The sequence below is a fragment of the Noviherbaspirillum sp. FW303-A3 genome, from assembly GCF_058788695.1.
On sequence record NZ_JBYTAZ010000001.1, the window covers coordinates 5,009,967 to 5,033,047 of the forward strand.

Sequence of the window (23,081 nt, forward strand, 5' to 3'; positions counted from 1 at the left end):
ATGGATCCCGGTTGTAAATGAGAATTATTCGTATTAATATGCGCTAAATGTTGATATCCGGTAACGCCTTGCTGCGTTATTGAATTCACGCGAGACATTCCTGCCAGCCATCCGGCGCTTCCGCGTCGCCAGCCAGCCAAAGCGGCGTCATGCCGCGCCCCGAATTTTTAGCTACCTTCCCAGGAGTTTTCATGCAGTTCCGCTTATCCACGCTGGCCAGCGCGCTGGCCGTCGCGTTTTCCGCACCCCATGCCTTTGCCCAATCCGCAACATCGGGAGAGAAGGAGTTGTCGACGGTCACCGTTTCCGCCGAACGCACCGGCAGTTTCAAGTCCGGCAGCGTGCAGGTCGGCACCTTCCGCGACATGGCACCCATCGACGTTCCGCAGACCAGCAATGTCGTGACGCGCGAGGTCCTCGACGCGCAAGGCGTCACCGGCCTGTTCGGCGCCTTGCAGAACACCGCCGGCGTGTCCCGTTCGCAGTTGAACGGATCGACCTATGACAACATCTCCATTCGCGGCATCCTCGTGGAGAACCGCGCCAATTACCGCCTCAACGGTTCGCTGCCGGTGATCAACCTGGTCGACATTCCGCTCGAAAACAAGGAACGCGTCGAAGTGCTGAAGGGCGCATCGTCGCTGTACTATGGCTTCGTGCCGCCGTCCGGCATCGTCAACCTCGTCACCAAACGCGCCGGCAAGGACCCGGTGTCCAGCGTCGCGGTCTCGGCCAACCAGCACGGCTCGGCCAACCTGCATGTCGACCTCGGCCGCCGTTTCGGCGAGCAGGACCAGGTGGGCGTGCGCATCAATGCGGGCGGCGGACGCGAGGATATCGGCGTCGATCATTACTCCGGCAACCGTGCCTTTGCGACGGCCGCATTCGACCTGCGCGCGAACCGCGACCTGTCGTTCAAGCTCGACGTCGAGCACTACCGCAAGGACGTGACCGAGCAGGCCCTGATCGATATCCCGGCGGCGGTTGGCGGCGTCATCACGCTGCCGGCTGTTCCGAACAACAGCCAGAACCTCGGCGGCGAATGGCAGAAGTACGATGCCAAGGCGACCAACATCCTGTTCCGCACCGATTATTCGCTCAACGACAACTGGGGCGTGCTGTTCGAGGCGGGCAAGGCACGCACGGAGCGCGACCGCAATCTTGGCCGCCTGCGCAACACCAACCTCGCCACAGGCAACGGCACGCTGAACATCACCTTCAACCGCGGCCAGTGGTGGGAGAACGAAAACTATCGCACCGAACTGTTCGGCCGCCTGCCGGGCGAGCTCGTCACGCATGAAGTGTCCTTCGGCTATACCGCCAACGAACGCCCGCAGGATTCCGGCACCGCGCAGAGCGTGAACGTCGCGCAGAACCTGTACAACCCGGTCACCATCGCCGAGCGTTCGCCCACCGGCGCATTTGGCTCCAGCCCGCTGACGATCAAGGACCGCGGCTGGTACCTGTCGGACCGCGTCCTGATCGGCGAGCAGTGGCAGGCAATGGTTGGCGCGCGCAGCAGCCGCTACCAGAACGTGACGCCGACCACGCGCTACGAAGCGGATGAGGTGAGTCCGTCGGCATCGTTGATGTACAAGCCGATGCGCGGCCTGTCGGTCTACGGCAGCTATCTCGAGGCGCTGGAAGAATCCGGCACCGCGCCCACCGGCACGCTCAACCAGGGCACCGTACTGCCGCCCGCGCTGTCGAAACAGAAGGAGCTTGGCGTGAAGGCCGAGGTCGCGCAGGGCGTTCTGGTGCAGGCTGCCTATTTCGACATCAAGCGCCCGTCGACCACGACCACTGGCAACGTCTTCATGATGAACGGCCTGGCGCACTACAAGGGCATCGAACTGGCCGCCAGCGGCGAAGTCAGCAAACAGCTCTCGCTCATTGCATCGACCGTCTTCATGAATGCAAAGCAGCTCAACGCCGCGAGCGCATCGACCTTCGGCAAGGTGCCTGAGAACACCCCCGAGCGCACTGCCAGCCTGTTCGCCGAATATCGTCTGCAGGATGTGCCCGGCCTCGCGCTGAGCGGGGGCCTGTACTACGTCGGCAAGCGCGCGGTCGACAATGCCAACCAGGCCTTCATCGACAGCTACACCACGCTCTCGCTGGGTGCCCGCTACACCACCAAAGTGGCCGGCAAGCGCAGCACCTTCCAGGCGGTGGTGGACAACGTTGCCGACAAGGATTACTGGTCGACCGCCGGCAACGGCCTGCTTGGCGTCGGATTGCCGCGCACGCTGAAGCTGACCGCGAAGATGGAGTTCTGATCCTACTGTTTCCATGTGCGTCCGGCCGCAATGCCGGCTTGTCCCGGATGGTTCTTCCCAGGCACCATCCGGGATTCTTTTTTCTGCCGCTGCATCTATTGACAAGCGGTGGAGCAGCACCGCGGATTTTTTTCTCGCGAGCAAAGGACAGCCATGGATATTCAGACTCTGGGCATCATCGGTGCCGGCCAGATGGGTAACGGCATCGCGCAGGTATGCGCAACGGCAGGCATCAAGGTGGTCATGTGCGACATCAACGCCGCTGCCGTGCAACGCGGCATCGACACGGTATCGGCCAACCTCGACCGGCTGATCAAGAAAGACAAGCTGCCTGCGGCGGACAAACAGCCCATCCTCGGCCGCATCCAGGGTACGACGGATCTCAACGCACTCGCGCAATCCGACTTCATCGTCGAAGCCGCGACCGAAAACCTCGAACTCAAGAAAAACATCCTGAAGGACATCGACGGCCTGGCAAGGCCGGGCGCGATCATCGCGACCAATACCTCGTCGATTTCCATCACGCGCCTGGCGGCAATGGTTTCACGTCCGCAGCAGTTCGTCGGCATGCATTTCTTCAACCCCGTGCCGGTGATGGCGCTGGTGGAAGTGATCCGAGGCATCCAGACCAGCGATGAAACCTATGCGGCGACCGAGGCCCTGGCGCGGCGCGTCGGCAAGACACCGATCGCCGTGAAGAATTCTCCCGGCTTCGTTGTCAACCGCGTCCTCGTGCCGATGATCAATGAAGCGGCCTTCGTGCTGCAGGAGGGGCTGGCGAAGGCGGAGGAAATCGACTCCGGCATGCAGCTTGGGGCGAATCATCCGATCGGCCCGCTCGCGCTGGCGGACCTCATCGGGCTGGATACCTGCCTGGCAGTGATGGAGGTGCTGTACCGGGAATTCAATGATCCGAAGTACCGGCCTGCGCCGCTGTTACGGGAGATGGTGGATGCGGGATATTTGGGGCGGAAGTCGAAGAGGGGTTTTTATACGTACTGATTATCGATTGAATGCCGGGCGGTGCCCGGATTGCTGCACTTGTTGTATCGTGGATTTATTTTTGGCATCAAGCAGGGGTACACTGTTGACGTTTTTTTATGATGATTTGGCGTTGAGCACTTGACCAGAAGCTGACGCGCTGCGTCGTTCTGCCCGGATTCTCACGCTGATCGCATTTCTTTGGGAGGACGCGATGCTGAAAACCTACCATGGCAGCTGCCACTGCGGCGCCGTCACTTTCGAGGCCGAGCTTGATCTCACGCAGAGTACATATCGCTGCAACTGCTCGATCTGCCGCCGCACGCGCTTCTGGCCTGCTATTGCTAAGGCCGATGGATTCCGCCTGCTGACGGGCGAAACCGACCTCACGAAATACGTGTTCAATACGCGCAAGAACCATCATTACTTCTGCAAGCACTGCGGCGTGCGCGCATTCGGCATCGGGAACGAAACGCCGATAGGGAAAATGGTCGGTGTCAACGTCATGTGCCTCGAAGGCGTGTCGGACGAGGAATTGTCGAAGGTGCCGATTACCTATGTCGACGGTTTGCACGACAACTGGCAGAACGCGCCGGTTTTCTACAACCATCTCTAAAGCCGGCAAGCAAACACATGCGGCGGGATTCATGGGCATAATCCTGATCTTCATCTGAAATCCCATACCGGAAATGATCCCCCTCGACATCGCCCTCGCATTCTTCACTACCTCCGTCCTCCTCGGCATCTCGCCCGGCCCGGACAACATCTTCGTGCTGACGCAATCCGCATTGCGCGGCCGGCTTGCAGGTATTTTCGTCACGCTGGGCCTGTGCACGGGACTGATCGTGCACACGCTCGCCGTCTCGTTCGGCGTCGCCGCCATCTTCCAGACTTCGGCCATCGCGTTCACCGTGCTGAAGTTCGTGGGCGCCGCCTACCTGCTTTACCTGGCGTGGCAGGCCTTCCGTGCGCCGGCGGCCGGGATTCATCTCGGCGAGGGCAGTGGCGCGAGCGGTTGGGAGTTGTACCGTCGTGGCATCATCATGAACATCACCAACCCGAAGGTGTCGATCTTCTTCCTGGCGTTCCTGCCGCAATTTGCGGAACCTGCGCGGGGATCGCTCACCGTGCAGATGATGCTGCTCGGCGGGCTGTTCATCCTGGCGACGCTGCTGGTGTTCGGCGGCATCGCGCTGCTTGCGGGGACGATAGGCCGCAGGCTGGGGCAGTCGGCGCGGGCGGAAAAGATCATGAACCGCGTTGCCGGCACCGTGTTCGCGGCACTGGCGCTCAAGCTGGCGACGACACAGCGATGAGCGGCACGATGGAAATTCCGGCAAGCATCCTGGAGTTCTGGTTCGGCACAAACAAGGACGACGCAGCCGTCGCTTCCGAGCGTGCGAAGCTCTGGTGGATCAAGCGCGACGAAACCGACAGCGCCATCCGCGAGCGCTTCGAGGCAGTCGTGCGCAAGGCGGTGCAGCGTGAGCTTGACGCATGGGGGGAGTCGCCGCAGGGACGTCTCGCGCTGATCATCCTCACCGACCAATTCACGCGCAACATGTTCCGCAACACTCCGGGCGCATTTGCCTGGGATGAACTGGCGCGCACGTGGTGCAAGGAGGGATTGCGCAACAATATGCATAACGCGCTGCGTCCGATCGAGCGCGTCTTCTTCTACCTTCCGCTGGAGCATTCCGAGTCGCTGGACGACCAGGAGCAGTCAGTGACCCTGTTCCGTGAACTGGTGGATAGCGTGGGCGAGCCGGGCAGGGACGTGTTTGCGGGCTTCCTCGACTATGCGCGGCGTCATCGCGAGGTCATTGCGCGCTTCGGCCGTTTCCCGCATCGAAACCACATTCTGGGGCGGGAATCGACCGTGGAGGAAATTGCCTTCCTCAAGGAGCCCGGCTCGTCCTTCTGAGCATTACGCAAGCAGCTGCTGTGCTTCGGCCAGGATGCCTGCGGGCGCAAGCGTGCTCTCTTAGGGAATGCGCTCGCGCCGTCCATGTCGCAGAAGGTCGATGCCGTAGCGATCGAGTCCGAGCACGTCCGCGCCCGCCGGGCCAAGCGCGTGCAGCAGGCCTTCTTCATCTGCCGGTTCCAGCACGTCGGTCTTCCCCCATTCTTCCTCCTCAAGCCATCCCATCTGCGCGAAACCGCCGATGTAGCGGACGCGTTTCGGCACCAGTCGGAAGAAGGCGAAATCGCCGAGTTCGAGGTACTGCTCCGCGTCGGGCAGGTAGCGCACGTAACGCGTGCGCAACGCCGGCGAGGCGTCAACGCGTCGCACGTCGCCGACCAGGGTCATGCGCGGCGATTCCAGGACGTTCGAGTGATCCGGGGCGGTGACGAGCAGGCTGGCTTTCGGGTTATCCAGCAGATTCTTCGTGTGCTCCGCCAAGCCGCTCAGCAGGAATACCGGGCAATGCCTTTCGTCGGGGACGAAAGGAAGGGCTGTGGCGAACGGGTAGCCGGGTATCCGTGATGCCTGAGTGGCAAGTGCGCCAAAGGAAGTGCGGTGCAGCAAATGGATGGCAGAGGCAGCGTCGGGTTTCATGCGGCAGCAGTCGGGAAAAGGATGGCTTTTAGTGTACCGCGCTGTCGATCCAAAGCAAGTTGCGCAGGATCGTTGCCTCAAGAGAACTTTCGTGCCAGCATAGGACCCGATACTTCCGGGCGGACTCGTCTTTCAAGGGAGAAAGCTGCCATGCATGCCAATGCCGCCGTACATGCCATTCCGCGACTGAATCCTTCTGCGCGCGCGAAAGCCGCGCATCTCTGCGTCACCCGCCACGGGGAAACCGACTGGAACAGGCGCGGCATCCTGCAGGGGTGGCTCGATGTGCCGATCAATGATCTGGGACGCCGGCAGGCGCAGGAGATGGCGGCGGGATTTGCCGGCGCCGGATTTTCCTCTGTCTGGTCAAGCCCCCTTGCGCGGTCGCGCGAAACGGCCGACATCATTGCCGCTGCGCTCCATCTCCCGCCGCCGTCCTGTCACGAGGGCATCAAGGAAAGGCACTTCGGTGCCATCCAGGGCATTCCGAAGGACGAACTGGCCGAACTCAATCCCGCGCTGCTCGAACAGATCCTGCGCCGCAATCCTGCCGCCAGCTTTATCGGCGGCGAGTCGATGGATGAGTTCGGAGATCGCGTGCTTGGCGCGCTGGACGACATCGGCATGCAACATCGCGGCGAGCGCGTGCTGGTCATTTCGCACGGCTGGGTGATGGATGTCGTCACACGGCACGTCAACGGCCTGCCGCGTGACACCATTCTTCCGGTGAAGCCGAAGAACGGCGACAGTGTCTGGATAGACGTGGCGAGACACGTCCTCGCCGCCGCCTGAAAAAAAACAGCCCCGCATGTGCGGGGCTGTTCATGGGACGATGCCTGTCCAGCGTTACTGGATCTTTGCCTTCTTGCGCAGGTCTTCCTGGTAGGCTTGCAGCTTCTTCTGCTGCAGCGATTCCGCGATCTGCGGCTTCACTTCTTCCAGGGCCGGCAGCTTGGCCGTACGCATGTCTTCCAGCTTGATCACGTGGTAGCCGTATTGGGTCTTCACCGGAGTTTCGGTGATCTGGCCCTTCTGCAGCGCGACCATGGCGTCGGAGAACGGCTTCACGAAGGAGGCCGGGGATGCCCAGTCGAGGTCGCCGCCATTGGCTGCGGAACCCGGGTCCTTGGACTGCTTAGCGAGGTCTTCGAACTTGGCGCCGCCCTTCAGCTTGGTGATGATCGCCTTGGCTTCGTCTTCCTTGTCGACCAGGATGTGGCGGGCATGGTATTCCTTGTCGCCTGCCTGGGACTTGAACTTGTCGTACTCGGCCTGGATTTCGGCATCCTTGACCGGGTTCTTCTTCAGGTAGTCCTGCACCAGCGCGCGGATGGCGATCGACTGGCGGGCGATCTCGACCTGGTTCTTGACGTCCGGAGAGTTGGACAGGCCCAGCTTGTCGGCTTCCTGGATCAGGATTTCACGGTTGATCAGCTCTTCCTTGACCATTGCGCGCAGTTGCGGGGAATCGGGTTGGCCCTGTGCTGCGAGCTGCTTGATCATTGCGTCTGCACGGGAAGAGGGGACGGGCTTGCCGTTCACCACTGCGAGGTTCTGTGCGAAAGCGGGCAATGCCACTGCTGCGACAAGCAGCATCAGCAGGCGAGCGGGTTTCAGAGTCATTGTTTTCGTTCCTAGTATCGAGGGATGAAAGGTTAAAAATGCGGCGCGCTATTTCGCAACTTCCGACGGCGCCAATGCGATGATGTTGAGGGCGTGTATATCGCTGGTCATCATGTCACGGAGGCAATCATACACCAGCCGATGGCGCGCCACGCGGTTTAACCCATCAAAACGGTCGGAAACAATGCGCACGCTGTAATGTCCCGCGCCCGAGGCGGCGCCTGCATGTCCGGCATGCAGATGCGAATCGTCGACAAGTTGACATTCGAGCGGTGCAAAAGTTGCGGTCAACAGGGTCCGCATTTTTTCGATACGTTCGCTCATCGCTGGTCCTTCACATGTTTGGACAGGAAAACGCTCTGCGCGACAACGAAGGCGATCATCAGGCCGGTGAAGCCGAAGAGCTTAAAGTTCACCCAGAACGAAGTCGGAAAGCTGTAGGCGACATAGAGATTGATGACTCCCATTGCCGCGAAGAAGCCTGCCCACGAGAAGCTCAGACGCTGCCACACCGGATCGGGCAGTGCGATCTGTTTCTCCATCATCATGCGGATCAGATTCTTGCCGAACAGTACCTGCGCAATCAACAGCGCCGCGCCGAAGCACCAGTAGAGGACCGTCGGCTTCCACTTGATGAAGGTTTCGTTATTGAAGTAGATGGTGGCGCCGCCGAAGAGGGTGATGATGGCCAGCGAAACCCACAGCATGCCATCCACCTTCCGCCGGCGAAGCAGCAGGTAGCCGATCTGCGCGAAGGTGGCGAGGATGGCGATCGCGGTGGCGAGCATGATCGGCGCCTGGGCAGACGTGGCGGCGCCGGATGTCAGGCCGGAGAGATATTGCTGGGCGAGTGCCTGCGCGGCGTCGGGATGGCCTTCGCCCCACTTGAACATGGCGAAAAACAGGATGACCGGGAAAAGATCGAATAGAAACTTCATTGAGCCAGGCTTTCGGTTACTTGGGGTCAAACCGCAGGGAAGCGGAATTGATGCAATAGCGCAATCCCGTCGGCGGCGGTCCATCCGGAAAAACATGGCCGAGATGCGCATCGCAAACATTGCACAGGATTTCGGTGCGTATCATGCCATGACTGCGGTCCACGCGCTCGGTTACATGCTCTGGATTAATCGGTTTGAAGTAGCTGGGCCAGCCGCAGCCCGAGTCGAACTTGGCGTCGGATTCGAACAGCGGCGTGCCGCAGCAGACACAGGTGTAGATGCCGTGCTCGTGGTGGTCCCAGTAGCGTCCGGTGAAAGCACGTTCGGTCGCGGCGTTCCGGGTTACCTGGTATTCGATGGGATCGAGTTGGGCCTGCCATTCGGCGTCGGTCTTCATTACCTTGTTCATGATGAGCAGCTCACTTCCAGTTGGCTCGCCCAGTCGGGCGGCAGGTTGGCGTATGCCTCGTGCTCCGGCTGTTCGTCGAAGGGACGTTCGAGAATGCTGAGCAGTTTGGCAACTTCCGAGAAGTCCTTATTTTGCGCTTTTTCGATGGCGACTTGCGCAAGGTAATTACGCAGCACGAACTTGGGATTCACCGCATGCATCGCGGCGCGGCGCGCGGCGTCCCGGCTGTTTTCCTGTTTCAGCCGCTGGCGGTACTGTACCGCCCAGGCGTCGAATGCCGGCCGGTCGATGAACAGGTCGCGCAAGGGCTCGCCGGAGCCCGGATCGTCCATCTTCAGGTCGCCGAGGCGGCGGAAGAAGAGCGTGAAGTCCACATGATTGGCCTGCATCAGGGTGAACATGGCGTCGGTCAGTACGCCATCGTCCGGCTGCGTCGTCTGGAGGCCGAGCTTGGCATGCAACAGTTGCTCGAACTTTCCGTCGTAGGCCGGCTTGTAGGTTTCGAGCGCCGCCTGTGCGTCGTCGACTTCGCCGATCAGCGGCAGCAAGGCTTGGCCGAGCGCAAAGCAGTTCCATTGCCCGATGCGCGGCTGCATCTGATAGGAGTAGCGGCCCTGGTGATCGCTGTGGTTGCAGATGTGACGCGCATCGAATGCCTCCATGAAGCCGAACGGGCCGTAATCAATGGTGATGCCGAGGATGGACATGTTGTCGGTGTTCATCACGCCGTGCATGAAGCCGACTGCCTGCCACTGTGCGATCAGTTCGGCGGTGCGGCGCGTGACTTCGGCCAGCAGCGCCTGGTACGGGTTGGTAGCGTCGCGGAGCGCCGGGTAGAAATTGTCGATAACGTAGTCCGCGAGTATCTTCAGCTCGTCCTTGCGGTCGTTGTAGAACCAATGCTCGAACGAACCGAAGCGCACGAAGGTGGGCGCCATCCGGGTGGCGACCGCACCGGTCTCGGGCGTCTCGCGCATGACGATCATGTCGGTGCCGACGACGCAGAGCGCGCGCGATGTCGGGATGCCGAGCGCGGCCATGGCTTCGGAGCACAGGAATTCGCGGATCGAGGAGCGCAGCACGGCACGGCCGTCACCCATCCGGGAGTAGGGCGTCAGGCCCGACCCTTTCAGCTGCAGCTCCATGCGGCCGGTCGGGTTTTCCGCTGTCGGGGCGCCGGCAGGGACGTCGCCGAGGAGAATGGCGCGCCCGTCGCCGAGCTGGCCTGCCCAGACACCGAACTGGTGGCCCGAATACACTGCCGCGAGCGGGATCGATCCGGGCAGGATGCTGTTTCCGGCGAATGCTTCCACAAAACGGTCACGGGCAAATTCAGCCGGGTCGAGGTTGATCAGTTCCGCTGCACGCGTGCTGGCGCCGACGAGATATGGCGAGCGGACCGGAGTCGGGCGGAGGCGGGTATAAAAGTCCCCCGGCAGTCTGGCGAAAGAGTTTTCGAGCGGCAATGTATCCGTCACATGGCGGAAGAAGCCGGAGTCTGGTGCGTTCATGTTGTTTCCTTGCGCCGCGCATTCTGGCCTGCGGCGTTTGATGGGCTTCGGCCACGCTGCGCCGTCTGATCCGGGAAGGCAACCTTGCGCAACGCGTCGGGCTGCTTGATCGATATGCGGCCATATTTGGTCTGGATCAAGCCGTGTTGCTCCCATCCCTGCAGCAACTTTGAAATGCTCTGCCGCGACTTGCCGAGCAGGTGGCCGAGTTCTTCCTGCGTCAGCGGGACTTCACGCATGCGCGCGGTCATCGGCGCTTCCAGCATGGAGGGTTTCAGGTGCGCCAGTTCGAGCAGGCGTCGCGCGAGGCGTTGCGGCAGGGGCGCGACTGCCGCTTCTTCGACAAGATCGAAGGTGGCACGCAAGCGCAGGCACAACATCTTCGCGAAGCGTTCGTAGATGGCCGGGTAGGTGTCGAGCAACCGCTTGAAATCGGATTTCGCATGGAACAGCACGGTGGTCGGCCCGACCGCGTACCCGTCATGGGAGCGGGGCAGCCCGTCGAACAGCGAAATTTCTCCGAACCAGCTTGGGGCGTCGAGCACGCCAATGGTCGTCGCGTGTCCGTCCTCGGTCGTCCGGGTAAAGCGGACGGAGCCGCTTGCAATCGTAAAGAAACCGTCGGCTTCCGCTCCCCGTGCATGCAGCAGCGTTCCGTCCCCCACTGCGCGCAGGTTGCCGCATGCCGCTGCATCGGCAATCACGTCCTCCGGAAAGCCGGAGAGCCACGACTTGCGCAGCAATTCGCATTTATCGATGTCATGCACGCGGCGGATAACCATGTCGAATGTTAAAAAGTTGACAGTCTTGTGCGGCGCGTTATGCCGATACTTGCGGGACAAGACCAGATCTGCACAAGGCAGGCGCCCATATTTTGACAGAGAAGAGGAGACCCCATATGAACGCCCCTGAAAAGCTGGCGATTCCATCGTTGCAAGACCGGGTTTCTCCGGAAGAATGGCAGACACGCATCGATTTGGCGGCATGCTATCGCCTGGTCGCCAATTTCGGCTGGAGCGACCTTGTCTTCACCCACATCACCGCGCGCGTGCCCGGCGAAGAAGACCGTTTCCTGATCAATCCCTACGGGATGATGTTCGATGAAATCACCGCGTCCTCGCTGGTGAAGATCGACCTCGACGGCAACAAGGTCGAAGAGTCGCCGTTCCCGGTCAATCCGGCCGGCTTCACCATCCATTCTGCGATCCATGCCGTGCGCCATGACGCGCTGTGCGTACTGCACACCCACAGCGTGAACGGCGTGGCGGTGTCGGCGCAGAAGGAGGGGGTGCTGCCGATTTCGCAGCAATCGATCTTCGTGCTGTCCAGCCTGGCCTACCACGGTTACGAGGGCGTGGCGCTGAACGCGGAGGAAAAACCGCGGCTGGTGGCCGACCTTGGCGACAAGACTTACCTGATGCTGCGCAACCATGGCCTGCTTACCCTCGGCAAGACGATTGCCGACGCCTTCGTCAACATGTACATCTTCGAAGCGACCTGCATGATCCAGGTTCGCGCGCAGGCGGGAGGCGGCGAACTCGTCCGTGTTCCGCAAGCCATCATCGACGGCGCGCAGCAGCAGGCAAAGGCAGTGACCAAGTCGCAGGGCGGCATGCTGGCATGGCCGGCACTGCTGCGCCGTCTTGACCGTATCGATCCGTCCTATCGGACCTGAAGCGGCGCATTTTCCACGTTTCCGTCCGCCGGCAGCATGCGCTCGCCGGCGGATTTCCATTTCTCGTCCTTGCCCGTGGCGCAGGCCGCGGGCACTTCACATCCCACTGGAGGCAAACATGAACGCACGCGCCAATTTCAAAGACATGCAGGAGAGCACCGCCGAGGACTGGAAGATCATCGCCGGCGAATTCCAGCCTTATGCCTCAGCCTTGCCCGAGCGCGTCCTGGCGCATCTTCGCCTGCTCGATGGCGACTGCGGCGGTTTCCCGGTCGACCGGCTCACGCACAGCCTGCAGACCGCGAGCCGTGCCTATCGCGATGGCCGGGATGAGGAATACATCGTTTGCGCCTTGCTCCACGACATCGGCGACACGCTCGGCAGCTACAACCACCCGGATATCGCCGCGGCCATCCTGAAGCCCTTCGTCAGTCCGGAGAACCATGCGATGGTGGAAAAACACGGCATTTTCCAAGGCTACTATTTCTTCCACCATCTCGGCATGGACCGCAACCTGCGCGACCAGTTTGCCGGCCAGGCGCTGTACGACCGGACGCTGGAGTTCTGCGAAAAATACGATGCGCCCGCGTTCGATCCGGAATACGAGACACTCCCGCTCGATTTCTTCGAACCGATGCTGCGCCGCGTGATGGCGCGTCCCAAAAATACGATCTACAAGGCGGTTGTCGAGTGAAACGTCGCACAGGTGACATTGGTGCGGTGCACCATCGAAATTCATTGACGATTTTCGTACGGTCGTTCAAAAATCACATCTAAAATTAGTGGCATTACTCTAACCACAATATCCAGGAGGCAGGATGTCGCAGTACCCGAAGAGCCCGCTCATGGGCCAGATGATGAGTCAGCCTTTGCTCATTTCCAGCATCATCCAGCATGCGGATCGTTATTTCGGCGGCAACGAAATCGTATCGCGGCGTGTGGAAGGTGACATCCATCGCTATACCTACCGGGATTGCCACAAGCGCGCGCGGCAGATGGCCAACGCGCTCGGCGGCCTCGGCGTCAAGCTGGGCGACCGCGTGGCAACCCTGGCCTGGAACGGCTACCGTCACCTGGAGCTGTATTACGCCATCTCCGGCTCCGGCGCTGTCATGCACACCATCAATCCCCGCCTGCATCCGGAGCAGATCGCCTATATCGCCAATCATGCCGAGGACCAGTACCTGTTCTTCGACCTGACCTTCGTGCCGCTGGTCGAGGCCTTCGCCGCGCACTGCAAGACGGTCAAGGGCTTCATCCTGATGGCCGACAAGGACCGCATGCCGGCCGGGTCGAAGATCCCGAACCTGATGTGCTACGAAGACCTGATCGAGAACAGCTCCGACAAGTACGAGTGGCCGCTGTTCGACGAGAACTCCGCATCCAGCCTGTGCTACACCTCGGGCACCACCGGCAATCCGAAGGGGGCGCTGTATTCCCATCGTTCGACCGTGCTGCATTCGTATGCGTCGACCATGCCGGATGCGCTGAACGTGTCTGCACGCGATGCTGTCCTCCCGGTCGTGCCGATGTTCCACGTCAATGCCTGGGGTCTGCCGTATTCGGTGCCGCTGACAGGCGCAAAGATGGTCTTCCCGGGACCCGCGCTGGATGGCAAATCGGTTTACGATTTGTTCGAACAGGAGAAGGTGACCTTCTCGGCCGGCGTGCCGACTGTGTGGCTCGGCCTGCTCAATCATGTCGCGCAGAATGACCTGAAGTTCTCCACCTTCAAACGCACCGTCATCGGCGGCTCGGCCTGTCCGCCCGCGATGATGAAGACCTTCCGCCACAAGTATGGCGTCGAGGTGGTGCACGCCTGGGGCATGACCGAGATGTCGCCGCTGGGTACCGCCTGCACGCTGCAGAGCCATCACCTGGACCTGCCCGAAGATCAGAAGCAGGCCATCCTCGAAAAGCAGGGACACGCGATCTACGGCGTCGACATGAAGATCGTCGGCGATGACGGCGAAGAACTGCCATGGGATGGCAAGACCTACGGCAACCTGCTGGTGCGCGGGCCGTGGATCATCAACAGCTATTTCAAGGGCGAGGGCGGCGACGTGCTGCAGGACGGCTGGTTCCCGACCGGCGACGTGGCCACCATCAGCCCCGACGGCTACATGCAGATCACCGACCGCAGCAAGGACGTGATCAAGTCCGGCGGCGAGTGGATCGGTTCCATCGACCTGGAAAACATCGCCATGGCACATCCTGCAGTACAGCAGGCCGCGTGTATCGGCGTGTTCCATCCGAAATGGGATGAGCGTCCGCTGCTGGTCGTCGTGAAGAAGCCGGGCGCGGAAGTGTCGAAGGAAGAACTGGTCAAGTTCTACGACGGCAAGATCGCCAAGTGGTGGACGCCGGACGACGTGGTCTTTGTCGAGGCGCTGCCGATCGGTGCGACCGGCAAGGTCCTGAAGAACCGTATTCGAGAGCAATTCAAGGAGTACAAACTGCCGACTGCGTAATCGAATTGATGTACAAGAACAGAAGCCAATCAGCCATCGTTTTTATAACTAGATAAACCACCAAAGGAAAAGAGACAGATGATGAAGATGCGCCCCCTCGTTTTGGCACTATCCGTAGCAGCAGCATGCGCAGCACCCGCGGTTCACGCCGATACCATCAAGATCGCCATGATCGAAACGATGTCCGGTGCATTTGCACCCATCGGCCAGAACCAGCTCAATACCTTCCGTATGTTCACGGAAATGGCCAACCAGCAGAAGTGGGCCGGCAATCATACCGTCGAAGTCAACGCATTTGACGGCAAGGGCAGCCCGCAGGAATCGCTGAACCAGCTCAAGACCGTGATCGACCAGGGCTATCGTTATATCGCCCAGGGCAACGGTTCCGGCGTGGCGCTGGCGCTTGTTGATGCCGTCAACAAGCACAACGAACGCAATCCGGGCAAGGAAATCGTCTTCCTCAACTACTCTGCAATCGACCCGGACCTGACCAACAGCAAGTGCAGCTTCTGGCACTTCCGCTTCGACGCCAATTCCGACATGAAGATGGAGGCGCTGACCTCCTACATGGCCAAGGACCAGGATCTGAAGAAGGTCTACATCATCGGCCAGAACTACGCCCACGGCCACCAGGTCACCCGCGCCGCGAAGGAATACCTGAAGCGCAAGCGTCCGGACGTCCAGATCGTCGGTGACGACCTGCATCCGATTGCAACGGTGAAAGACTTTGCTCCTTACGTCGCCAAGATCAAGGCAGCGGGCGCCGATGCGGTGATCACCGGCAACTGGGGCGCCGACCTCGCGCTGCTGGTCAAGGCAGCGAAGGATGCGGGCCTGACCGCCAAGTTCTACACCTATTATGCTGGTACTTCGGGTGTTCCGACCGCAATGGGCGGCTCCACGGCAGGCCTGGTGAAGCAGGTCGCCTACTGGATCCCGAACAATGAAACCTTCTCCGGCAAGGAAATCGTCGAAGCCTTCAAGAAGAAGTACAACGACGACTTCTACGTCCAGGACATCTACACCCTGGTGCAGATGGTGGCAAAGGCTGCGAAAGACACCAACTCGGTCGATCCGGTGAAGGTGGCGTTCGCGATGGAAGGCGCCAAGGTCAAGGCGATCAACGGCGAAGTCGAAATGCGCGCCGTCGACCACCAGCTGCAGCAGCCTCTCTACATTTCCACCTGGGCAAAGGTCGATGGCAAGAAGGTGAAGTACGACCAGGAAAACACCGGCTATGGCTGGCTGATGGACCAGAAGGTCGAAAGCTATGTGGCTACCCAGCCGACTTCGTGCCAGATGAAGCGTCCGGCACGTCCTTCCTAATCCATCGATCGATGGTCGCGGCACGGGCCGAAGCGGTCCGTGCCGTAGTTCGCTGCGGCGCAGCGAAAGAGAATCAACAGACCTGAACACGCGGCAGACAGGGCAGCCCTGTCCATGCCGCGGTGCCTGCAGAACGGCCCGGTAGAGGCCGGTGCGGCGGCGTGCTCTTGGCGGCTGAAAGACGACAGAAACGAACCACGCGTAAAGGGGAAAAGCCATGGCCAATACAAGCTAGATCAGTGCTTTACACTGGGTATAACCACCGATATGCTGTAAACCACATAACATTCATAAAGGAAGAGACAATGGCTACTCAATTCAAGAAACTGATCATTCCGCTTTCCTTGGCCGCCGCCTTTGCATTGCCTGTTTCGGCAAGCGCGGAGACGGTGAAGATGGCATTCATCGATCCCTTGTCCGGTCCGTTCGCGCCGGTGGGTCAGGGCATCCTCAAGAGCTTCCAATACATCGCCGAAAAGGCGAACAACGAGAAGTGGGCAGGCGAGCACAAGTTCGAGATCACCGGCTTCGACAACAAGGCCAGCCCGCAGGAGTCGCTTTCCGTCCTGAAGACGGTCATCGACCAGGGCTACCGCTATATCATTCAGGGCAACGGATCGGGCGCAGCGGCGGCGCTGCTCGATGCAGTCAACAAGCACAACGAGCGCAATCCCGGCAAGGAAGTGGTGTTCATCAATTACGCCGCGGTCGACCCGGATCTCACCAACAGCAAGTGCAGCTTCTGGCACTTCCGCTTCGATGCGAACTCCGACCAGAAGATGGAGGCGATGACGTCCTTCATCGAGAAAAACCAGAACATCAAGAAGGTCTACATCATCGGCCAGAACTATGCGTTCGGCCACCAGGTGACGCGCGCCGCGAAGGAGTACCTGAAGCGCAAGCGTCCGGATATCCAGATCGTCGGCGACGACCTGCATCCGATCGGACAAGTGAAGGACTTCTCGCCCTACGTCGCGAAGATGAAGGCCTCGGGTGCCGACACCATCATCACCGGTAACTGGGGCGCCGACCTGGCGCTGCTGATCAAGGCGGCAAAGGATGCAAACCTCGAAGCCAACTTCTATACCTATTACGCGTCGACTACCGGCGTGCCTACTGCAATGGGCGCAGCCGGTGCGGAACGGGTGAAGTATGCCGGCTACTGGAATGTGAACAACGAGAAGTTTACCGGCAAGGAGATCGTCGAGGGCTACAAGAAGAAATTCAACGACGACTACTATGTGCTGGCGACTTATACCAGCCTGAATATGCTGGGCCAGGCCATCAAGCAAGCCAAGTCAACCGATCCGGTAAAGGTGGCTTTCGCGATGGAGGGCATGAAGATGACCAGCCTGAATGGCGAGGTCGAAATGCGGAAGCAGGATCACCAACTGCAGCAGCCGCTTTACATTGCCACCTGGACCAAGGTCAACGGCAAGGATGTGAAGTTCGACCAGGAAAACACCGGCTACGGCTGGAAGACCGACGTCAAGTTCGACACGCACGTAGGCGCACAGCCGACGTCGTGCCAGATGAAGCGTCCGTCCTGATTGTTTTTGCAGGGCAGCGTGACGGCCCAACCGTCACGCTGCATTTGTTTGGGCAAAAAATAGTACGGTCGTACAAGAATTTAATTCTAGGTAGTAAGTCATAGGGGTGCCTCGTGGAGTTTACTTTAATCACTTTGCTTAACGGTTTGAGCTACGGGCTCCTGCTGTTCATGCTTTCCTCCGGGCTGACGCTCATCTTTTCGATGATGGGTGTGCTCAACTTTGCGCATGCGAGCTTCTACATGCTCGGCGCCTACTTCGCGTATTCGATCAGCATCAAGATCGGCTTCTGGCCGGCGCTGATCGTCGCGCCGCTGCTGGTAGGCGTCATCGGTGCCGTCGTGGAACGCTACGGACTGCGTTCCGTGCACAAGTACGGCCACATTCCGGAACTGCTGTTCACCTTCGGCCTGTCCTACGTGCTGGTGGAAATGGTGCAGCTGGTCTGGGGCCGCGCCGCGGTGCCGTATCCGATTCCGCCGGAACTGGACGGTCCGCTGTTCACGTTGTTCACCACCACCTTCCCGATGTATCGCGGCTTCATGATGCTGATCGCGGTGCTGATGCTGGTGTCGATCTTCCTGGTGCTGACCAAGACCCGCATCGGCCTCGTGATCCAGGCGGCGCTGACCCATCCCGAGATGGTGGAATCGCTAGGCCACAACGTGCCGCGCGTGTTCATGCTGGTGTTCGGCGGCGGTTGCGCACTGGCCGGCCTGGCGGGCGTGATCGGCGGCAATGCCTTCGTCACCGAACCGGGCATGGCGGCTACCGTCGGCAGCATCATCTTCGTGGTGGTCGTGGTCGGCGGCATGGGCTCATTGACCGGCGCCTTGCTGGCGTCGCTCCTGATCGGCATCCTGCAGACCTATGCGGTTGCGCTGGACCATTCGATCATGACCCTGTTCACCGGCTTCGGGGCCAGCATCACGCCGGAAACCTTCGGCTATCCGGTCCTGAAACTGACCATTTCCCAAGTCGCACCCATCATGCCTTATCTGCTGCTGGTGCTGATCCTGATCTTCAGGCCGCGCGGTCTGATGGGTACTCGCGAGGGCTGATCCGATGAATGCAATCACAATGACCAATTCCATGACCTACAAGCCCGCCAATCTGGGGCGCTGGATCGTCTGGGGCATGTTCGCCCTGATCCTGATCTTCGCGCCGATGGTGTTCAGCTCGGGATCCTCGATCTCGCTGCTGTCGCAGATCGGCACCGTGATGATCTTCGGCCTGTCCTACAACATGCTGCTGGGGCAGGGCGGGATGCTGTCCTTCGGCCATGCGGTGTATTCGGGCCTGGGTGCATTCTTTGCCATCCATGCGATGAACCTGGCCACGGCCGGCAAGATGTGGATGCCGGTAACGATGATCCCGCTGGTGGGCGGTTTGGCCGGCATGTTCTTCGGCATCCTGTTCGGCTATGTGACGACCAAGAAGTCGGGCACGACCTTTGCGATGATTACGCTGGGGATTGTCGAGCTGGTGTTCGCCTGCTCGCTGATGTTCCCGGAATTCTTCGGCGGCGAGGGCGGCATCTCGACCAATCGCGTGTACGGCGAGAAATTCCTCGGCATCACATATGGTCCGCAGATCCAGGTGTATTACCTGATCGCCTTCTGGCTGTTCATCAGCACCATCGGTATGTTTGCCTTCACGCAGACACCGCTGGGCCGCATCATCAATGCGGTGCGCGACAACCCGGAACGTGTCGAGTTCATTGGCTACGACACGCAGTGGGCGCGCTACCTGACGCTGATCCTGTCCGGCTTCTTCGCCGGCATTTCGGGCGGTCTGTCGGCGATCAACTTCGAGATCGTGACGGCGGAAAACGTCAGCGCGATCCGTTCGGGCGGCGTCCTGCTGTTCACATTCATCGGCGGCGTGGGCTTCTTCTTCGGCCCGATGATCGGCGCCATCATCGGCGTGTTCCTGTCGGTGATGCTGTCGGATTTCACCAAGGCATGGCAGCTGTATCTCGGCGTGTTTTTCATCGTCATGGTCATGTATGCGCCGGGCGGCATCGCCAGCCTGATCATGCTGAACCTGCGAGTGGCGAAGTACGGCAGGTTCGGCCGCGTCTGGCCCCACTTGTGGGCCGTTACGGCGATGGCGGCGGTCTGCCTGTTCGGCCTCGTGATGGTCATCGAGATGCTGTACCACCTGACGCTCGAATCGGCCAACGGCACCGAGATGAAGCTGTTCGGCTTCATGGTCGATACCGCTGCACCGTCGGGCTGGTTCGTTGCGGCAACACTACTGGCCATTGGCATCTACGGCTTCTGGCATGCAAGGAAGTCTTTCAAACACGCGTGGGGCGAAGTGAATACCGAAATCGAAGACCTGATCCGGAGGGCAGAAGCATGAGCAACCTGTCCCTCGAACTGAAAGACGTCCGCAAGAGCTTCGGCAAGTCCGAAATCATCCGCGGCGCAAACCTGGCTGTGCCCAAGGGCGAACGCTTTGCGATCATCGGTCCCAACGGCGCCGGCAAGTCGACGCTGTTCAACCTGATCTCGGGCCGCTTCCCGGTGTCCGCAGGCGACATTCGCCTCAATGGCGAGAGCATCCTCGGCCTGAAGCCTTTCGAGATCAACCGCCGCGGCCTGTCGCGCAGCTTCCAGATCACCAACATCTTCCATCGGCTGTCGGTGTACGAAAACCTGCGCTGTGCGGTGCTGTGGTCGCTCGGGTACAAGTATTCCTTCTGGCATCGCCTGAACGGCCTGAAGGATGCGCACGAGCGCGCCGAACAGGTGCTGGAACAGATCGGCCTGCGCCGCCGCCGCGACACACTGGCCGGCCTGCTGACCTATGCGGAGCAGCGTGCGCTGGAGATCGGCATCACCATCGCCGGTGGCGCCGACGTCATCCTGCTGGATGAACCGACGGCGGGCATGAGCCGTTCCGAGTCGGACGCAGCGGTCGAACTGATCCGCAAGGTCACCGTCGGCAAGACGCTGCTGATGGTGGAGCACGACATGAGCGTGGTGTTCGGCCTGGCCGACAAGATCGCGGTGGTGGTGTATGGCGAGGTGATTGCGTGCGATACCCCGCAGAACATCCGGAACAACGCGAAGGTGCAGGAAGCATATCTGGGAGGTCATGCTCCCGTGGAGGCGGCATAAATGGCACTACTGGAAATCAAGAACCTGCACGCCTTCTACGGCAAGAGCCATGTGCTGCACGGGGTGGACATGGTAGTGGGCGAAGGCGAGATCGTCAGCCTGCTGGGCCGCAACGGGGTGGGGCGCTCGACCACGGTCAAGGCCACCATGGGTCATGTGGATGTGGAAGGCTCGATCAAGTTCAAGGGTGAGGAAATCACTGGCCTGAAGGCCTTCGAGATCGCGCACAAGGGCTTGGGTTATGTGCCGGAAAACCGCGACGTCTTCCCGACGCTGACGGTGGAGCAGAACCTGATCCTCGGCGAAAAGAAGGGCAAGAAGTCGCGCTGGTCTATCGACGACATGTACAAGATGTTCCCGCGCCTGAAAGAACGCCAGCATACGCCGGCAGGCGTGCTGTCGGGCGGCGAGCAGCAGATGCTGACGCTGTGCCGCACGCTGATGGGCGACCCGGACCTGATCATGATCGACGAGCCGACCGAAGGCCTGGCGCCGAAGATCGTGGACCTGGTGGCGGAGTACCTGAAGGAGCTGAAGAACCGCGGCATCTCGGTGCTGCTGGTGGAGCAGAAGCTGGCGATTGCGCTGGAAATTTCGCAGCGGGTGTACGTGATGGGCCATGGCTCCATCGTGTTCGAAGGCTCGCCGTCGGACCTGCGCGCCAACGCCAATATCCGCAAGGAATGGCTGGAGGTGTGATGGGATTCATCGGCCCGGACGTTGTCCTTCGCAATCCGGCGTATGTGCACGAGACCGCTTACCTGTATGGCAAGGTGACGGTCGAGGAACATGCGTCGATCTGGGCCAATGTCGTGGCACGCGCCGAGCACAGGCAGATCGTGATCGGCGCGTACACCAACATCCAGGATTTGGTGATGCTGCACATCGGTGACCGCACCGACACCATCATCGGCAGCCATTGCTCCATCACCCACCATTGCACCATCCACGGCTGTACCATCGGCGACAATTGCCTCATCGGCATCAATGCCACGATCATGGATGGCTGCGTGATCGGCGAGAACAGTATCGTCGGCGGCCACACCTACCTGAAGGAAGGCACCATCGTGCCGCCGAATTCCATCGTGGTCGGCGCGCCGGGCAAGGTGACGCGCACGCAGAACAATTTCGTGCGCAACCGGCTCAATGCCTATGCGTATTACAAGAATGCGCTCGCCTACGCCTCCGGACATTTCCGAGCCTGGGACGAATCTTCCTTCCCTGTCGAAATGATGGCGGAAATGCAACGCCTGACGATCCTGCTTGCAGGTGAGGGCGGCGACGCCGCGCTGTAATTTATTTCAGTATCTCCACAGCAACATGCGCTTGTTGCCCAAGGGTAAGCGTAGTTACACTTGAGCAGTTTGTGTATTTCTATGCTTGTTGTCTAAGAGGAGAAATTGATGTTCATGCATGGCCGCCGTGCGCTGCTTCTTGGTGCCATTTCCCTGATTCCCGCCTTCGCTCTCGCACAGGCGGACGACACAACGCCGATTCGCATCGGTGTCTCCGGGCCGTTTACCGGCGGCTCCAGCCCGATGGGCGAAAGCATGCGCAACGGCATTCGCATCGCTGTCGAAGAGATCAACAACATCGGCGGATTGAACGGCCGCAAGATCGAGCTGGTCGAGCGCGATGACCAGGCCAACAATGAGCTTGGGGCGAAGATTGCCGATGAACTGACGCGCATGAAAGTCGTCGCGACGGTCGGCATCGTCAATACCGGCGTCGGCCTCGCATCGATTGACGTCTATCAGAAAGCAAAGATCCCGCTGCTGGTCGCCGTGTCCACCGGGACTTCGCTCACACGCAAATACGCGCCGCCCGCTGCGCCCGAAAACTACATCTTCCGCATTTCGCCGACACTCGATCTCGAGGCGAAGGTGGTGGTGGCTGAACTCAAGCGCAAGGGGACGCAGAAAGTGGCCATTTTTGCTGACACAACAGCATATGGCGATGCGGGTCTGAAAGCATTCCAGGAGCAGGCGCGGGGCGCGGGCCTGGAAGTGTCCGGCGAGGAGCGTTTCAAGATCGGCGACCAGGACATGACCTCGCAGGTAAAGAATGCGAAGGCGAGCGGTGCACAGGCACTGGTGGTGTGGGGTATCGGCCCGGAACTCGCCGTAATTGCGCGCAACAAGGACGCCCTCGGATGGAAGGTGCCGATGCTCGGAAGCTGGACCTTTTCCATGCGCAATTTCATCGATGGCGCGGGCAGGGCGGGTGAAGGGGCGCTGATGCCCCAGACCTTCATCCAAGACCTGGGCTCCAGCAGCAAGAACAGTTTCCTGCTCGCCTACAAGCGCACGTTCAAGACGGATCGCATTCCTTCACCGATGAGCGCGGCCCAGGGGTATGACGGCATGCACTTGTTGTACCTGGCCTTGCGTCAGGCCAATTCTACGGACGGGACGAAGATCAAGGAAGCGCTGGAAACCCTAAAGAGCCGCTACCAGGGCGTCATCACCAGCTATCACAAGCCGTTCTCGAAAGAGGACCACGACGCCATTACCCAGAACATGCTGATCATGGGCATGGTGACCAACGGGCGCGTCGATTATGCCAATGCGGACGATCAGAAGCGCGGGGCGCTGCTACGTCTGAAAGCACAATAGGACGTTGCAACCAGG

The 23,081-nt window shown here is 60.3% G+C and carries 24 protein-coding genes; 17 read left to right on the forward strand and 7 right to left on the reverse strand.

Features of this window, described 5'->3' with window-relative positions:
- The first annotated feature begins 191 nt into the window (after window positions 1-191).
- From AC3WOY_RS24070 to AC3WOY_RS24090, 5 genes are all read left to right on the forward strand, one after another.
- Window positions 192-2,279, forward strand: a complete 2,088-nt coding sequence (locus AC3WOY_RS24070) for a TonB-dependent siderophore receptor (protein WP_492428420.1) — start codon at window positions 192-194, stop codon at window positions 2,277-2,279.
- A gap of 153 nt (window positions 2,280-2,432) precedes the next feature.
- Complete coding sequence (locus AC3WOY_RS24075; protein WP_492428422.1) at window positions 2,433-3,281, forward strand: 3-hydroxybutyryl-CoA dehydrogenase; 849 nt, start codon at window positions 2,433-2,435, stop codon at window positions 3,279-3,281.
- A gap of 193 nt (window positions 3,282-3,474) precedes the next feature.
- Window positions 3,475-3,876 (forward strand): GFA family protein, encoded by a 402-nt coding sequence (locus AC3WOY_RS24080; protein ID WP_492428424.1) that lies wholly within the window; start codon window positions 3,475-3,477, stop codon window positions 3,874-3,876.
- Window positions 3,877-3,949: 73 nt separating this feature from the next.
- Window positions 3,950-4,576: a LysE family translocator gene (locus tag AC3WOY_RS24085; RefSeq protein ID WP_492428426.1), complete on the forward strand. Its 627-nt coding sequence runs from the start codon at window positions 3,950-3,952 to the stop codon at window positions 4,574-4,576.
- Between the two features lie 8 nt (window positions 4,577-4,584).
- Complete coding sequence (locus tag AC3WOY_RS24090; protein ID WP_492428428.1) at window positions 4,585-5,184, forward strand: DUF924 family protein; 600 nt, start codon at window positions 4,585-4,587, stop codon at window positions 5,182-5,184.
- A 60-nt stretch (window positions 5,185-5,244) separates the two neighbouring features.
- On the opposite strand, the gene AC3WOY_RS24095 is transcribed toward AC3WOY_RS24090, so the two are convergent.
- Entirely contained in the window at window positions 5,245-5,820 is a 576-nt protein-coding gene (locus AC3WOY_RS24095) for a HugZ family pyridoxamine 5'-phosphate oxidase (RefSeq protein ID WP_492428430.1), read from the reverse strand.
- A gap of 150 nt (window positions 5,821-5,970) precedes the next feature.
- Here AC3WOY_RS24095 and AC3WOY_RS24100 point away from each other — a divergent pair, with 150 nt between their 5' ends.
- The gene (locus tag AC3WOY_RS24100) at window positions 5,971-6,612 is read left to right on the forward strand and encodes a histidine phosphatase family protein (RefSeq protein WP_492428432.1); all 642 of its coding nucleotides are present in this window, start codon (window positions 5,971-5,973) and stop codon (window positions 6,610-6,612) included.
- A 54-nt stretch (window positions 6,613-6,666) separates the two neighbouring features.
- Here the strand turns inward: AC3WOY_RS24100 and AC3WOY_RS24105 are convergent, their stop codons facing one another.
- From AC3WOY_RS24105 to AC3WOY_RS24130, 6 genes are read right to left on the reverse strand one after another with little or no spacing between them, the layout of a single operon-like run.
- A complete protein-coding gene (locus AC3WOY_RS24105; protein WP_492428433.1) occupies window positions 6,667-7,443 on the reverse strand; it encodes a peptidylprolyl isomerase in 777 nt (258 codons plus the stop codon).
- 48 nt (window positions 7,444-7,491) lie between these two features.
- Window positions 7,492-7,767: a BolA family protein gene (locus AC3WOY_RS24110; RefSeq protein WP_492428435.1), complete on the reverse strand. Its 276-nt coding sequence runs from the start codon at window positions 7,765-7,767 to the stop codon at window positions 7,492-7,494.
- Entirely contained in the window at window positions 7,764-8,381 is a 618-nt protein-coding gene (locus AC3WOY_RS24115; protein ID WP_492428437.1) for a septation protein A, read from the reverse strand. Before AC3WOY_RS24115 ends, AC3WOY_RS24110 begins: the two co-directional genes overlap by 4 nt.
- Before the next feature lie 16 nt (window positions 8,382-8,397).
- Complete coding sequence (gene msrB, locus AC3WOY_RS24120; RefSeq protein ID WP_492428439.1) at window positions 8,398-8,790, reverse strand: peptide-methionine (R)-S-oxide reductase MsrB; 393 nt, start codon at window positions 8,788-8,790, stop codon at window positions 8,398-8,400.
- Window positions 8,787-10,301, reverse strand: coding sequence for a protein adenylyltransferase SelO (locus AC3WOY_RS24125; RefSeq protein ID WP_492428441.1), 1,515 nt, complete (start codon window positions 10,299-10,301; stop codon window positions 8,787-8,789). Before AC3WOY_RS24125 ends, msrB begins: the two co-directional genes overlap by 4 nt.
- Entirely contained in the window at window positions 10,298-11,083 is a 786-nt protein-coding gene (locus AC3WOY_RS24130; protein WP_492428443.1) for a Crp/Fnr family transcriptional regulator, read from the reverse strand. The genes AC3WOY_RS24125 and AC3WOY_RS24130 overlap by 4 nt, the downstream gene beginning before the upstream one ends.
- 116 nt (window positions 11,084-11,199) lie before the next feature.
- Between AC3WOY_RS24130 and AC3WOY_RS24135 the strand changes: the two genes are divergently transcribed.
- The 11 genes from AC3WOY_RS24135 (at window position 11,200) to AC3WOY_RS24185 (ending at window position 23,066) form a co-directional block, all read left to right on the forward strand.
- Complete coding sequence (locus tag AC3WOY_RS24135; protein ID WP_492428445.1) at window positions 11,200-11,976, forward strand: class II aldolase/adducin family protein; 777 nt, start codon at window positions 11,200-11,202, stop codon at window positions 11,974-11,976.
- 118 nt (window positions 11,977-12,094) lie between these two features.
- Window positions 12,095-12,670 (forward strand): HD domain-containing protein, encoded by a 576-nt coding sequence (locus AC3WOY_RS24140; RefSeq protein WP_492428447.1) that lies wholly within the window; start codon window positions 12,095-12,097, stop codon window positions 12,668-12,670.
- Between the two features lie 124 nt (window positions 12,671-12,794).
- Window positions 12,795-14,447: a 3-(methylthio)propionyl-CoA ligase gene (locus tag AC3WOY_RS24145; protein ID WP_492428449.1), complete on the forward strand. Its 1,653-nt coding sequence runs from the start codon at window positions 12,795-12,797 to the stop codon at window positions 14,445-14,447.
- Between the two features lie 78 nt (window positions 14,448-14,525).
- A complete protein-coding gene (locus AC3WOY_RS24150) occupies window positions 14,526-15,773 on the forward strand; it encodes a branched-chain amino acid ABC transporter substrate-binding protein (protein WP_492428451.1) in 1,248 nt (415 codons plus the stop codon).
- Window positions 15,774-16,078: 305 nt separating this feature from the next.
- Entirely contained in the window at window positions 16,079-17,323 is a 1,245-nt protein-coding gene (locus AC3WOY_RS24155; RefSeq protein ID WP_492428453.1) for a branched-chain amino acid ABC transporter substrate-binding protein, read from the forward strand.
- Between the two features lie 113 nt (window positions 17,324-17,436).
- Window positions 17,437-18,384, forward strand: coding sequence for a branched-chain amino acid ABC transporter permease (locus AC3WOY_RS24160; protein ID WP_492428455.1), 948 nt, complete (start codon window positions 17,437-17,439; stop codon window positions 18,382-18,384).
- Window positions 18,385-18,403: 19 nt separating this feature from the next.
- The gene (locus AC3WOY_RS24165; RefSeq protein ID WP_492428456.1) at window positions 18,404-19,690 is read left to right on the forward strand and encodes a branched-chain amino acid ABC transporter permease; all 1,287 of its coding nucleotides are present in this window, start codon (window positions 18,404-18,406) and stop codon (window positions 19,688-19,690) included.
- A complete protein-coding gene (locus tag AC3WOY_RS24170) occupies window positions 19,687-20,451 on the forward strand; it encodes an ABC transporter ATP-binding protein (RefSeq protein ID WP_492428457.1) in 765 nt (254 codons plus the stop codon). The genes AC3WOY_RS24165 and AC3WOY_RS24170 overlap by 4 nt, the downstream gene beginning before the upstream one ends.
- Complete coding sequence (locus AC3WOY_RS24175) at window positions 20,452-21,150, forward strand: ABC transporter ATP-binding protein (protein ID WP_492428458.1); 699 nt, start codon at window positions 20,452-20,454, stop codon at window positions 21,148-21,150.
- A complete protein-coding gene (locus AC3WOY_RS24180) occupies window positions 21,150-21,746 on the forward strand; it encodes a gamma carbonic anhydrase family protein (RefSeq protein ID WP_492428459.1) in 597 nt (198 codons plus the stop codon). The genes AC3WOY_RS24175 and AC3WOY_RS24180 overlap by 1 nt, the downstream gene beginning before the upstream one ends.
- Window positions 21,747-21,854: 108 nt before the next feature.
- Window positions 21,855-23,066, forward strand: a complete 1,212-nt coding sequence (locus AC3WOY_RS24185; protein ID WP_492428460.1) for an ABC transporter substrate-binding protein — start codon at window positions 21,855-21,857, stop codon at window positions 23,064-23,066.
- Window positions 23,067-23,081 lie beyond the last annotated feature (15 nt).